This window comes from Synechococcus sp. CBW1006, assembly GCF_015840525.1.
GTDB lineage: Bacteria > Cyanobacteriota > Cyanobacteriia > PCC-6307 > Cyanobiaceae > CBW1002.
The window spans coordinates 1,729,521-1,742,407 of sequence record NZ_CP060396.1; the positions used below are offsets into that span (position 1 = coordinate 1,729,521).

The 12,887-nt window shown below is 64.6% G+C and carries 12 protein-coding genes and 1 pseudogene; 6 read left to right on the forward strand and 7 right to left on the reverse strand.

Annotated features, from left to right (window positions below; genetic code table 11):
* Positions 1-146: 146 nt before the first annotated feature.
* Positions 147-689, reverse strand: coding sequence for an ISAs1 family transposase (locus tag H8F26_RS19885; RefSeq protein WP_197158713.1), 543 nt, complete (start codon positions 687-689; stop codon positions 147-149).
* A complete protein-coding gene (locus H8F26_RS19890; RefSeq protein ID WP_197158706.1) occupies positions 680-1,309 on the reverse strand; it encodes an ISAs1 family transposase in 630 nt (209 codons plus the stop codon). Before H8F26_RS19890 ends, H8F26_RS19885 begins: the two co-directional genes overlap by 10 nt.
* A gap of 169 nt (positions 1,310-1,478) precedes the next feature.
* Between H8F26_RS19890 and H8F26_RS08270 the strand changes: the two genes are divergently transcribed.
* Positions 1,479-1,820 carry a Nif11-like leader peptide family natural product precursor gene (locus H8F26_RS08270; RefSeq protein ID WP_197158714.1) on the forward strand — a complete coding sequence of 114 codons (342 nt, stop codon included), beginning with the start codon at positions 1,479-1,481 and terminating at the stop codon, positions 1,818-1,820.
* A 32-nt stretch (positions 1,821-1,852) separates the two neighbouring features.
* On the opposite strand, the gene H8F26_RS08275 is transcribed toward H8F26_RS08270, so the two are convergent.
* From H8F26_RS08275 to H8F26_RS20130, 3 genes are all read right to left on the reverse strand, one after another.
* Complete coding sequence (locus H8F26_RS08275) at positions 1,853-2,944, reverse strand: IS630 family transposase (RefSeq protein ID WP_197158715.1); 1,092 nt, start codon at positions 2,942-2,944, stop codon at positions 1,853-1,855.
* Positions 2,945-3,041: 97 nt separating this feature from the next.
* A complete protein-coding gene (locus H8F26_RS08280) occupies positions 3,042-4,106 on the reverse strand; it encodes a hypothetical protein (protein WP_197158716.1) in 1,065 nt (354 codons plus the stop codon).
* A gap of 324 nt (positions 4,107-4,430) precedes the next feature.
* Complete coding sequence (locus H8F26_RS20130; RefSeq protein ID WP_370594696.1) at positions 4,431-4,742, reverse strand: IS3 family transposase; 312 nt, start codon at positions 4,740-4,742, stop codon at positions 4,431-4,433.
* On the opposite strand from H8F26_RS20130, the pseudogene H8F26_RS19355 reads away from it, so the two are divergent.
* The 3 genes and pseudogenes from H8F26_RS19355 to H8F26_RS08300 all read left to right on the forward strand — a co-directional run.
* Positions 4,714-5,480, forward strand: a pseudogene (locus H8F26_RS19355) (transposase); the annotation flags it as partial. The gene H8F26_RS20130 and the pseudogene H8F26_RS19355 sit on opposite strands and share 29 nt — an antisense overlap.
* A gap of 292 nt (positions 5,481-5,772) precedes the next feature.
* On the forward strand, positions 5,773-6,024 hold the full coding sequence (locus tag H8F26_RS08295; protein WP_197158719.1) for a Nif11-like leader peptide family RiPP precursor: 252 nt from the start codon (positions 5,773-5,775) through the stop codon (positions 6,022-6,024).
* Positions 6,025-6,364: 340 nt separating this feature from the next.
* Positions 6,365-7,879, forward strand: a complete 1,515-nt coding sequence (locus tag H8F26_RS08300) for an IS66 family transposase (RefSeq protein ID WP_197154224.1) — start codon at positions 6,365-6,367, stop codon at positions 7,877-7,879.
* Between the two features lie 355 nt (positions 7,880-8,234).
* Here the strand turns inward: H8F26_RS08300 and H8F26_RS08305 are convergent, their stop codons facing one another.
* Both H8F26_RS08305 and H8F26_RS08310 read right to left on the reverse strand, forming a co-directional pair.
* Entirely contained in the window at positions 8,235-9,611 is a 1,377-nt protein-coding gene (locus H8F26_RS08305; RefSeq protein ID WP_197159075.1) for a sodium/glutamate symporter, read from the reverse strand.
* A gap of 119 nt (positions 9,612-9,730) precedes the next feature.
* Positions 9,731-11,878, reverse strand: a complete 2,148-nt coding sequence (locus H8F26_RS08310) for a prolyl oligopeptidase family serine peptidase (protein ID WP_197158720.1) — start codon at positions 11,876-11,878, stop codon at positions 9,731-9,733.
* 54 nt (positions 11,879-11,932) lie between these two features.
* Between H8F26_RS08310 and def the strand changes: the two genes are divergently transcribed.
* On the forward strand, positions 11,933-12,538 hold the full coding sequence (gene def / locus H8F26_RS08315; RefSeq protein ID WP_197158721.1) for a peptide deformylase: 606 nt from the start codon (positions 11,933-11,935) through the stop codon (positions 12,536-12,538).
* Between the two features lie 72 nt (positions 12,539-12,610).
* Positions 12,611-12,808, forward strand: a complete 198-nt coding sequence (locus tag H8F26_RS08320) for a hypothetical protein (protein WP_197158722.1) — start codon at positions 12,611-12,613, stop codon at positions 12,806-12,808.
* Positions 12,809-12,887: the final 79 nt, after the last annotated feature.

Here is a 12,887-nt window from a genome sequence, read left to right on the forward strand (position 1 = left end):
CGTTGGAGCCGATACACTCTTTGCTGGCGCCAACCCGAAGACGTGTGGATCAACAAGCCACCAGATGAACCAGGTCAGATCCTCGCGATACGCTTTATCAAGGCCGTCTGAATGGCAGCTAAGGACAGGGCTGCCTAAAAGTGTGATCAGCCCAAGCTCCCTCGGCTGGCCACGCCGCCAAGTGCCAGCATTCCCTTGATGTCGTAGGCCAACTCCCGCAGGCCTTGGCGGATCGAGCGGTAGCCGCCCCGCCGCAGCAAGTTCATCACGATGGTTCGCAGGAAGGCGAACACCGGGGCCCCGATCCGGTTGGCGTAGCGATGAGCGTCCTCACCCAGCTGGACGTCACGGGCCCAGTGCCATTCGTTCTCAATGCTCCAGCGCTGACGGATCAGGCGCAGCAGGGCTTGTGGCGTGGTGCGCACGCTGGTGAGGAACAGGTGGTGCCTGATCTTGCGCTTGCCCTTGCGGGTGAGGGTGCCTGTGATCACCTCAACGATCCAGGCGCTGCCGGGCCAGTTGGCTTTGATGTGCTCCGGTGCCTCTCTGGCTCGCAGTTCCCAGACGGTGTCGCGCCCGTGGCGCTTCTCGTGATCTGTTGCAGTGAAAGGGATGTGACGCTTTCCCTGGAACTGGCAGCCGATCTGGCGGTAGAGGGTCTTCTGGTTCGATTTGACGGTCAGGAGCACGTCGGCCCCCTGGGAGAGGCACCAGCGAAAAACGCCTGCGTCGTGTGCAGGGCATCCGCCTGGATCAACACGCCATCGAGATCCAGGCTGCTGAGCAGCTCTTTCAGCGCCGCACGCTCACTGGATTCGTGGGTGTCATAGGTCGTCTGGGCCAGGGCGACGCCAAGGGCCCGGGCGTACACCGTGACCTGGGCGACAAACCGGTGACTGCCGTCTTCTGTCTCCACGGCAGAGCCGCGCAGGGTCTTGCCATCACACACCAGCTGATCCAGACCCGTTGCCCCGCTTGGGACCTGGCTGATCATCCAGGCCTGCAGCACCTGGCCAAACTCCTGCAGGTGGGCCTTGTTGAACAGGTAGAGGAAGGTGGCATCGGAGGGCCAGCGCTTGAAATTCAGGCCCAGCGCCTGGTTGAGTGCCTCACGGTGCCGCCGGGCAAAGGCCTCCAGATCACGGGAGCTGCGGCAGCCGCTCAGGATCCCGAGCACAGCCACCAGCAGCAGGAACCACTGCGGGTAACGCACCCCGCGGCGGTAACGCCCATCCGGGATGGCCTTGAGGAAGCTGATCAGGTCATCCGGTGCGGGCTGATCGACTCCGGTGGAGCGGGTTTCGGGCATTGGGGGCACTGAGACCCGCCGACCAAACCCAATGCTGGCAGACCTGTCAAGAGCTACCAGGACAGACTTTTAGGCGGCCCTGCGGCTAAGGAGTGACATCTTTCCTGAATGTCACCGGTGTAGGCCGCAATGGTTGTGCTAATATGTTAAATGAATATTCAACCCACCAATGACGGAAGAACAACTCCCCCAGTCCTTCCTAGAATTCTTGGAAGCCGTCAAAGGCGATAGCGCCCTGCAGGAGCGCCTCAGTGCGGCTGCAGACCTGGATGCCATGGTGGCCATTGCCAAGGAAGCTGGATATGCGATCAGCAAGGCTGAGATCACGAAGGCTCAAGGGATGGCCAGTAGTGCCATGAGCGAACTCAGCGAAGAGGAACTGGCAGGCGTTGCAGGCGGCGCGTGGCAAGGGTCTGATAACGTGTCTGTACAACAGCTCGCAGATCTCACAAGACCCGGCGGCGTGGATCTCACAAAATCAGTCCTCATTCAGAAGATTAGAGGGATGTGAGGCTGCCCCGCCTGCGCTCACCGTGATTAGTCCTAGTGTGCCGTCCTGGAGATCTGCGAGCAAAGTCGCTGGAGCTTCTCCAGGATTGAATCCGCTGTGGCCGTCCAGTTGAACGGCGCCTTGGTCTTGTTGTAGGCCGCCACGAATTGCTCGATCTTGGAGATCAACTCCTTGACGCTGCAGAAGCTGCCGCGTCGGATCGCCCGCTGGGTGATGATCCCAAACCAACGCTCCACCTGGTTGATCCAGGAGGCGTAGGTCGGTGTGTAGTGCACGTGGAAGCGGGGCCGCTGCGCCAGCCAGGCCCTCACCTTGGCGTGCTTGTGGGTGCAGTAGTTGTCGACGATCAAGTGGACATCAAGCTCCTCGGGGACCGACTTCTCGATCTGGCGCAGGAACCCCAGGAACTCCTGATGCCTATGGCGGGGCTTGCATTGGGTGATCACCTCGCCTGTTGCCACATCCAGAGCAGCGAACAGCGTGGTGGTGCCGTGGCGGATGTAGTCGTGGGTGACGCCCTCCACGTAACCCAGGCCCATGGGCAACAGCGGCTGGGTGCGGTCCAGTGCCTGGATCTGCGTCTTCTCGTCGACGCAGAGCACCATCGCCTTATCCGGAGGGTTCAGGTACAGGCCGACGATGTCGCGGACCTTCTCCACAAAGAACGGGTCGGTGGAGAGCTTGAACGACTTCTGCCGGTGGGGCTGGACCGAGAAAGTCTGCAGCCAGCGGTGAACGGTGGTTTTGGAGATGCCGGTGGCAGCCGCGAGGGAGCGCGCAGACCACTGGGTGCTGCCATCGGTGGGCTTGGTCTGCAGTGCCCGGTTGATCACCTCCGCCACCGTGTCGTCCTCGTAGGTGCGAGGCCTACCCGGCCGCAGCTCGTCATGCAGGCCCTCCAGGCCCAGCTCCCGGTACCGCTTGCGCCACTTGCCAACGGTCATCCCCGTCAGCCCCATCCGTTTGGCGATGGCGGTGTTGGTCTCGCCGGCACCGCAGGCCAGCACGATCTGAGCGCGCTGCACGATCGAATGCGGCAACGACCGGGAATTTGCAAGGGCCCGCAACTGCTGAACCTCGTCCTCGCTGAGGACCAGCGGAGGCATCGGACGACCAAGCGCCACAAGGCACCTCGGGTGACACTCTCGATTCTAGCTGTTATTTCCGGGACGGCATACTAGGACTAAGGATGTATCCAAGTGCCACTGGGGGAGCAGACGCTCACGGCCAGCCGCTGATCACCTGATCAAGCCGTTGCTGGCAAAGCCAGTGCAAACGTTGCATGGCGGACTCGGGCCTGAGCAGATCGGGATATTCCTGGAGCAAGGCCTGCAGTTCCTGGGCTCGCTCCATCACCAGCCGAAGTGCCAGGCGAGCATCGCAAGCATCCAGTTCAGCCACGTAGGTGCCCCAGCGCCCGCCTGGCAGGGGTTCGCCGTTGGGATCAAGGCCAAGGCAATGGCCAAACAGCTCGGCATTAAATAGGCCCATGGCCGCCACCATCCCCATGCAGTCGGCGACCAGCTCATCGAGCAGGTTCAGCCGCATCTCACCCAGCAGGCGCTTGGTGGCCAGATGGGTGAGTTCATGCTCCAGCCTCAGGGCCGTGGAAGTCTCCAACCAGGTGTCCTTGCTAGGCATGCCCGGCACATGCTGTGCTGCCACAGATCCATAGGGTGCCTCATGCAAGAGGATCAGCTGGGCGCGGCTCTTGGGCCCGAAGCGGCGGATCAGCCCCCAATGGATCAGTCCACTCACGGCTTGGGCGTGGACCCCATGGGCCAATGCAACGGGTTCGCAGCGATGGGCCAGGGCTCTCACCAGTAGGCAAAAGTCAGACCAATCGGGGGTGAGAAGCACCGGCATGGCGCCGCAGGGATGGGCCGCCACCCAGAGCCTCAGGGACCCGATCTGTTGCCACACCGGCTCCGGACCAACCGCCTGCAACGCAGCCGAGGTGCCCTCTTCCCCGCGCAGCACCAGCCGCCGATAGAGCTCACTGCTGCGGATGTCGGCCACCTGGGGCAACAGCAGCTGGGGCAGAACCGACTGCAGGGTCTTCACAAGCCGATCGCCCAGCAGCAAACCGGAGGGAGCGTCCGCGATCACCTGGCGCCACCAGTCGATCGTGGTGTCATTGGCCAGGGGATGCTGTGGCCAAGGCTCGCTGGCCCCCTGGAAGCCCTGGCAGTAAGCAACGAGCGACTGCTGGGCCGCCGTGGCCTGACCATCCCCCCGCCACCCTGATGCCCCGTCCAAGTCGTCACCTGCCGCAGGGGCATTCATTTCCTATCACGCTGCGCAGCAGCCGTCAGTTTCTGATGGCCCAAGGGTTGAGCCAGGATGGGCTGCTGGCCGTGCTCGCCATAGCGCAAGCCAAATTCCCCTACAAGCTTTATGGGGATCCTGGCTCGATGTAGGCCGTGGTGGTGCCGCTGCTCTTGCCCACCGCCGGAGGACGTGGGCAATGAACTCCGGCCCGTTGTCACTGCGGATGAACATCGGTGCTGGGTAGAGGCTGGTGAGGTCCTTCAGCATCGCCACCACGTCCTTGGCCTTTGCAGCGCCGTCCGACCCGGATCGCCAGGCAGAGACGGCTGTGTTCGTCAATCACGTTATGGACCTTGAGCCGCCGGCCATCAGCGGTGGCGTCGAACTGGAAGTCCATGGCCCCCAGACCTGGTGCGGGTGTTCGGCTTGATGCTGTCGCACAGAGCCATCGGCAGGCCGGGAACGCTTCTGCTTGCGAGGAGTAGGGCGCTGCAGCCCTTCCTCCCGCCTGAGACGATGCAAGCGCTTGTGGTTCACCAGCCAGCCCTCTCGCCTCAGCAGGCGGTAGGCCATCCTCCGGTCCCAACGAATGTGCTTAGCCTCGATCTGCCGGAGGCGATGCCGGAGCTTGGCCTCCTCGATGTCGACGATCTTGCCGCCATGGCTCTGGGTGCTGCGATGCTGGCCCACCACCCGACAGGCGATCCGCTCGGAAACCCGGAACTGGCGAGGCAGCAAAAGATCCTGTACCACTCAGTCACCAGAAGCATTCAGGATCGAATCGTCAGTTGGCTCAGCCTCACATCAGGCCAATTGTTCGTGGCAAGACCAGGAATCATGTTTAATTCGGAGCCAGGATCTCGATCTCGGTCGGCTGCGACGGATTTGAATTCCTGGATCGTCTCAGCTGGGATCCCTACAATCAAGGAGAAGACCTGAGATCCCAAGTCCTAGCCTCCCGCCGTCGCTATGGCTGTTATCCAAAGATTGTCTGTGCTGATCAGATCTATCCGACACGATCCAATCGCGCCTTTTACATGCGGCGTGGTATTCGATTGAGCGGGCCGCGTCTTGGTAGGCCCAAGGATATCCCCGATCTTGTCTCTGCAGTGAAAAGATTGCTCTCCATGATCAGCGGCTACGTAATGGTGTGGCGGGGAAGTTCGGCCATGGAAAGCGTAGTTTCGGGCTTGGGCTTGTTCGTGAGAAGCTGGCCGAGACCTCAGGTTGCACCGTCGCCATGAATCTGTTGGTCATGAACCTCGAGAAGCTCCTTGAGCTTCTTTTATTTTGATTGCTGTTTTCCATGGCTTGCTGATGACATGTATCGCCTCTGAGAGGCGCTCCAAACCGCCGATTTTATCGGGACTGAGTTTGGCCACGTGCTGAGATGATCACGGCGTGGCCGTCTCTTGATCAGACGCGGGGCCGAGGAATAGCTTTTTCAGGAGGTCCGATGTTGATGCAGTCCCGCAGGGTGGTTCATTCCGCCAGAGTTACTAGCTCAGGTGATTCCGGGATCTGCTCTTGGTGAAAGCCTGGGCGGAAGGCTTTGTCGTGCGGTTTAAGTGAGCACTGGGGCAGCGGCATCAAGTACGTAACACTTAATCCCCGGTGTTGCTGGCGATGTCGAAGGGCCGTTGACTGTGCCAGAGTGAGGATAGATTATCGCACCACCCAAATGCCAGAAGATCAACTCCCCCAGGCCTTCCTGGAATTCGTTGAAGCCGTCAAAGGCGATAGCGCCCTGCAGGAGCACCTCACTGCCGCTGCAGACCTGGATGCCGTGGTGGCCATTGCCAAAGAGGCTGGATATGCGATTAGCAAGTCTGAGATCCTGAAGGCTCAAGAGATGGGCAGCAAGGCCATGACCGAACTCAGTGATGAGCAACTGGCAGGCGTCGCAGGTGGCTCATGGGCGGGAAATGAATAGAGAGAGCAGGATGTGATGTTGGGTGCTTATTTGGTGCTAAAGTAGCTTGGTCTGAACGTAGTCTGCTTCCACTACTCTGTTGTCCTAAGCCTCTTAGGGAGCCTATGGATAGCCCTGTGCCCAGAGAGTGGGAGCGCTGCGGCGCAATGAGTCTCACCAGGGAGAACCGCCAGCATTGAGGTTATTCAGAGGTTCCTTGTGCCTTTTGGGTCTCCCAGGACCGCTCCAAAGTTTCTTGTACCCGTTCAGGAGTCGGGACAGCTCGCAACGAACATCGGGCTTGCTGAACCCTTGACGGTGGCTTGATTCCTGGTTGCATCTCAGTAAGAGACTCCTTGCGATGACCACCCCACCGGCCGGGATTTCAGAAGCCGATTGGGCCGCCACCCCGGTGGGAGTGAAGGCTGGATTTCTTGAGCTGGTCAGTCAGTGCCAGAGGCAGCAACAGGAGATCGAGCAGCTCCGCATCCAGCTCACCGCCCTGGCGACCGAACTGGCCCATCTGCGCGAGCGGATCGGCCGCAGCTCCCGCAATTCTTCCAAGCCTCCCTCCAGTGATGGCCAGGGGTTTAAGCCGCCCGAACGACGCAAGGGCAGTGGCCGCAAGCGCGGCGGCCAGCCGGGCCATCCCGGATCTGGGCCGGAGCTGCTGCCGATCGAGCGGGTGGATGAGGTGGTCGAGCACCACCCCCAGGCCTGCCGCCGCTGCGGCACGTTGCTACAGGGTCAGGATCCCGAGCCCTTGAGGCACCAGGTGATCGAGATTCCACCGATCACGCCTCTGGTGATCGAGCACCGGCTGCACCGCCTGGTCTGCCCCTGCTGTTCCACCAGCACCTGTGCCTCGTTACCGGCGGAGGTGGAAGTAAGCCATTACGGTCCCCGGCTCAGTGCTCTGGTGGGTCTGCTGGGTAGTGCCTTCCCGTTGAGTTTCAGCAAGACCCAGGCGCTGCTGGATCAGCTGCTGGGGGTACAGATCAGCCGGGGAGCGATGGCCACTATCCGCCAGCGCTTGAGTGCAGCACTGGAGCAGCCCATGCAGGAGGCCCTTGCGTTTGCCCGTCAGCAGTCGGTGGTCTATGTCGATGAAACCGGTGCCCCCACCGGTAATGCCGATGGGGGCAACCCCGATGGCCGGCGCGGCTGGGAGTGGGTCATGGTGACCGCCATGGGGGTGACAGTGTTCTTGCAGAGCCTGAGCCGCTCGGCTGCCGCCGCGATCGACCTGCTCGGGAATGCCTTTGGCGGAATTGTGGTGAGCGATCGCTTCTCCGCCTACAACCATCTCCCGCTGGAGCAGCGCCAGCTGTGCTGGGCGCACGTGATCCGCGATCTCACCGCCATCGCTGACCGTCAGGGCGCCAGCGGTGAGATTGGAGCGGAGCTGCTGGGCCTGCAGCAGCAGCTGTTTGCCCAGTGGCACCGCTACAAAGACGGAACGATCGACTGGTCCACGTTGCAGCAGGGCTGTCGGCCGATCCGCCAGGCGTTTGTGGGCACGCTGCAGCGGGTTGTGGAGCTGGGCTGCCAGCGCGGCGAGCGAACGCCGTGGGCCAAGACGGTGCGTACCTGCCATCAGTTGCTGCAAGTGAGCGATGGCCTCTGGACCTTCCTGGAGATTGAAGGGATCGAGCCCACCAACAACGCAGCCGAGCGTGCCCTGCGCCATTCGGTGATTCAGCGCAAGATCAGCCATGGCGTCCAATCCCGCCAGGGTGCGATCTGCCGCAGCAGGCTGCTCACGGTCACCACCAGCCTGCGGCAACAGGGCCGTGATATCTGGCAGTTCCTGGAGCAGGCCTTGATCGCCCATCATCGCGGCGGTGAGATGCCATCGCTGTTGCCGAATCCCTGAGCCGGCCGTCATCGATCGTGGTGTCTGTGGTTGCTCGTTGATCAGCGATCAAGGGTGGAATGCTGCGCTGCTGCGTAACGGCCCCTGAACGGATACAGTTTCTTTTAGTGCCTGGCCATTGGCGATATGCGCAATTTATGACTGGCGGGAATGTCGAGCTCCTCGGCCTAAGGGCTTGAACAATTAAAGTAATGCAACTCGTGTCTATTTCCTGCTGTTGTTGATGCACTGATTCCCTTGGTGCTTCCGCCGAGTGCTTCGCTTTCTTTCTTGTTCCTGCTTCCTCCTTGAGCACGGCGCGCAGCTTGCTGTCGATGGCTGCAATGTGGCGGCGATGGTGCGCTGAGGCGGATGCTCAGATCCGCGCCAGCAGCAGCCCCACCGAGATCCAGACCAGCACCAGCACCAGGCAGAGCCCTGTCCAGACGGGCAGCCCCAGGGCGGTGATGGCTAGGGGCGCCACCACGGTGACCACCCCGCCGGCCAGCACCGGCTGCAGCAGCATCTGTTTCATCGAGAAGGCCTGCAGGGCGGTGCTGCGATCATCCGGGTCGGCCATGCGCAGCAGCAGCAGGCCGCTGGCCGCGACGCCGGTGGCCTGGCCGAATTCGATGATGCCGCGCTCAAACCAGTCGAACGGCAGGATCCGGGGGGCGAGCAGCAGCACCACCAGCAGGTTCCAGATCAGGCCCGCGCCGGCCAGCACCGTCAGGGGCAGCCAGTCGTGGGCCAGCAGCGAGAGGTTGAGGCAGGCGGTGGCACCGGTGATCAGCAGGTCGGCCGAGAGGGTGGCCGTGAGCCCCTGGATCGGCGCTGACACCCACTGCACCTGGTTGCTGCGTTCCAGCACCAATCGCACCAGCAGCGATCCCACCAGGGCCAGCGGGAAGACGGGCAGGGCGTCGATCACCAGGGCAAAGCCGCCGCCCACCCCATCGGCGATCCAGCGCAGCCCCTGCAGGGCCACCCAGCCGAACAGCACGGCCAGACCGGCCAGACCGAGATTCACGGCCCAGTCGGCCACTTTCCGCACCAGGGCTGGCGTGGCCACCGTGGGGGCCTCCAGGGGGCGGGGGACGAGGTTGTCGAGCGGATCGGCGGTCCGCACCACCTCCTCCACGGCTTCGTGGACCATCACGTCGGCGAACTTCAGCCAGCCGCGGCTGCGGGCCAGCACCACCACCAGGCCGCCCACCAGCGTGGAGGCCAGCAGCCCCACCGTGGCCATGGCCAGCCCCAGGCCTTCGCCGCCCTCCAGGCCGAGCCGCTCGTAGGTGGGGCCCATGGCGGCCGCCGAGCCGTGGCCCCCCTCAAAGGCCACCTCGATCAGGCAGGCCATCACCGGGCTGACCCCCAGAACGGGCTGCATGGCCATCACGGCCAGGCCCCCCACCAGGAACTGCCCGAAGGCGAGGGTGAGCGCCAGCGACAGCTGGCCCGAGAGCGGTCGCCACAGACCGGCCAGGCGGGGCAGGGGTTTGCCCAGCAGCAGGGTGGCGAACACCAGCGTCAGCAGCGGCAGGGGCAGATCGGACCAGAGATCGATCACGGCCTGGGGCAGCAGGGGCAGCAGGCCGGCCGGGGCGATCAGCAGACCGAAGGCTCCCGCCAGCAGGGCCTCGGGCAGCCCCCAGCGCCGCATGCCCAGCGCCTGACCCACACTCACGCCGAGCAGCAGCAGCAGCAGCAGCGCCCCCGTGGCCAGCAGCAGCGTGGCGAGGCTGGTCTGCATCCAGCCAGTCAGGAGGGAGAAATCCAGCTCCAGCTCATTGATCACGGGTCACGTCCTGCGTGGCGAAAGCCGTCGTGGTTCTCAGCCTGATCGCTGGCTGCCCCCTGGCCGCGAAGTCGTCACAGCCCAAAGGCGTTGCGGAAGAACGCCTCGGTGGCCTCCAGCACCTCGCGCTGCACGGCGCCGTCGCGGAAGCCGTGGCCTTCGCCCTCGAACAGCCGCACCTCCACCGGCACCCCATTGGCCCGCAGGGCGCTGGCCATGGCCAGGGTCTGCTCCGGTGGCACCACCCGATCCTGCGAGCCCTGGAAGAAGATCACCGGGCAGCCGATCCGATCGGCGTGCCGCAGCGGCGAGCGTGCCTCGTACAGCGCCCGGGCCTGGGGCCAGGGGCCCACCAGTCCGTCGAGGTAGCGGGCCTCGAAGCGATGGGTGTCGGTGGCCAGGGCAGCGAGATCAGCCACCCCATAGCGGCAGGCGCCGGCCCGGAACACCGTTGTGAAGCAGAGGGCGGCCAGGGTGGTGAAGCCGCCGGCGCTGCCCCCCTCGATCGCGATCCGCTGCGGCGCTGCCCGCCCGGCAGCCACCAGCGCCAGGGCCGCGGCGGCGCAGTCGGCCACATCGACCACGCCCCACTGGCCGTCGAGCCGCTCCCGGTAGGCCCGGCCGAAGCCGGTCGAACCGCCGTAGTTCACGTCCACCACGCCCCAGCCGCGCGAGGTCCAGAACTGGATCGCCAGGTTGAGGCCGGTTCGGGCCATGCCGGTGGGTCCGCTGTGGCTCTTCACCAGCAGCGGTGCCTGGGGGCTGGAGCCGCCGCTGGGCGGGTAGTACCAGGCGTGGGTGGGCTGGTCGCCATGGCCCTGGAACCAGAGCGGCTCCGGCCGGCTGAGCGCCTCGGGGGGCAGAACGCAGGGTTCCACGGGGCGATGCTGCCAGCGGCCGCTGGCCAGGTCCAGCTCCAGAAGGCCTGCGCCGGTGGTGGGTCCGCTGGCGACACAGACCATCCGCCCGGCCTCGGCGCAGAGCATGGCGAGGTCATCCACGGGCAGATCCAGGGGTTGCCAGAGATCCGCAGGCTGGGCCGGCGCCCCCGCCTGCTGGCGGTCCGTGAGGTCCAGCGGCACCACGCCCAGCTGCCAGCGGCCGTCCCGGCAGGCGGCGGCCACCAGCTGCTCGCCGTCCCAGGCCGTGGTCCGCATGCCATAGACCCACTGGGGCATGGCGAATTCCGCCTGCAGCGGCAGAAGGGGCTCCCAGCCCATGTCAGGCCGCTCGTGAGAGGAGGGCTCCGTGGCCGGGTTGAGAGCGCCGGCAGTGGTTCCTTTCAGCCAGAGGGTGGCGATCCTCTCCGCGCTCAGGCGCTCCAGGTTCCACCAGCCGCTGCGGTCGTTGGCCACCACCAGGTCGCCGTTGCCGATCCACAGCGGCTGGAACACCGAGCAGTGATGGGTTGCGGCGGCTCCGGCACCCGCCACGGGCTGGCGCTGCTGCAGGGAGCCGTCGGCCGCGAAGCGTCCCAGCCACACCTGGCTGCGCTGCCAGGGCATGAAGGGCTGTTGCCATTCCACCCAGGCCAGCTGGCGGCCATCCGGGCTGAGGGCGGCGTAGCCGCAGAAGTCGTCGGGCTCCAGCAGCACGGTGGGCTCGCCGCCTTGCAGCGGCACGCTGACCAGATGGTCGCGGCCGGCGGCTTCCATCACGCCGATCCAGCGCTGGCGCGCGGCATCGATCAGCCCATCGGCGAAGCAGCGCTGCGGATCCGCCGCCGTGAGCCGCTGGGCCGGCAGCAGGAGTGGGAGGGGCGAATCCACTGAGGCAGCCTCCGGGCACTCTGCGCTGAGCCCCGGCTCGAGATCCGTTCCGAGTTCTGCCGTGAGCCCTGCTGGGAGAGCCGCGCTGAGCCCTGCCGTGAGATCCGCCAGATCCAGCCGCCAGAGGGCACGGTCGGCGTCCGCGACCATCACCACCGTGTCGCCCTGCACGGCGTAGCAACCACCGCCGTAGTCGTGAACGCGGCTGCGCAGGTTCCAGTCCCCCGGAGTGAGTTCCAGCACCCGGCCCGGTGCGGGGTCGGCCTGGCTGGAGGGCGGAAGCTGCAGCAGCAGGGTCGTGCGGCCGCCTTCGTGGGGACGCTGCTCCAGCCAGAAGAGCCGCCCCTGATCCAGGCGGGGCTCCTTCACCACGGGGGTGCGGCCCACCACCTGATCCGCCGTCAGTGGCAGGGGTTTCGGCCGCGGCCGTTCGGTCTTCCCCTGGCTTGCCATGCCATCGCTCCGGTGGACGCCACTTAGAATCGATCTATCGTTTCAGGTGTCGCCTTGGCTCGCAGCTTCGCCCAGTTGGCCCGATCTGCGGAGCAGGTGAACCGCGCCGTGCAGGTTCCCAAGGAGCCCCTGGACCAGCCGCCGCTGGCGATCCACACCCTCGGTGATCAGGTGCTGCGCGATCCGGCCCGACGCATCGGCAAGGTGGATGAAAGCATCCGGGATCTGGCCCGCGACATGCTGCGCAGCATGTACACCGCCAAGGGCATCGGCCTGGCCGCTCCCCAGGTGGGCATCCACAAGCAGCTGCTGGTGATTGACCTCGATCCTGAGAATCCGGCCACCCCGCCGATGGTGTTGATCAATCCCGAGATCACCGCCGCCAGTGCCGCGATCGATACCTACGAGGAAGGCTGCCTCAGCATCCCGGGGGTCTATCTCGATGTGGTGCGCCCCAGCCGGGTCGAGGTGAACTTCCGCGATGAGATGGGCCGGCCCCGCCGCCTCAAGACCGATGGTCTCCTGGCCCGCTGCATCCAGCACGAACTGGATCACCTCAACGGTGTGCTGTTCGTCGATCGCGTCACCGATGAGATCAGCCTCAACGAGGGCTTGCAGGAGCACGGCTTCCAGCGTGACGACGTCCGCTCAGTGCGCTGAGCTCGACGCAGTGGCGCACTGCACTGAGACAAACAGTTTTACGCCTGTCTTCCTCAATCCTTTCTCAGATCCATGCCGATGAAACCGCTGGCGGGGGTGTTCCTCGCCTTGGCCTGCCTGCTCGGGATCGCTGCCACCGGTTCGGTGTTCGAACTGGCCTACGGGGATCCGGAACTGGGGGTGTCCGTCACCCGTCTGATCCTGGCGGGATGTCTGCCCGGCACGGTTGTGGCCCTGGTGGTGGCGATTCGTCTCAACAAGCCGGCTTGAGGATTGGGCGGCTGCGGCTGGTGCGCTTCGGTCGCCCTGCATACGATTTCCCTCACCTGTCCCCTGCCCGTCCCACCGT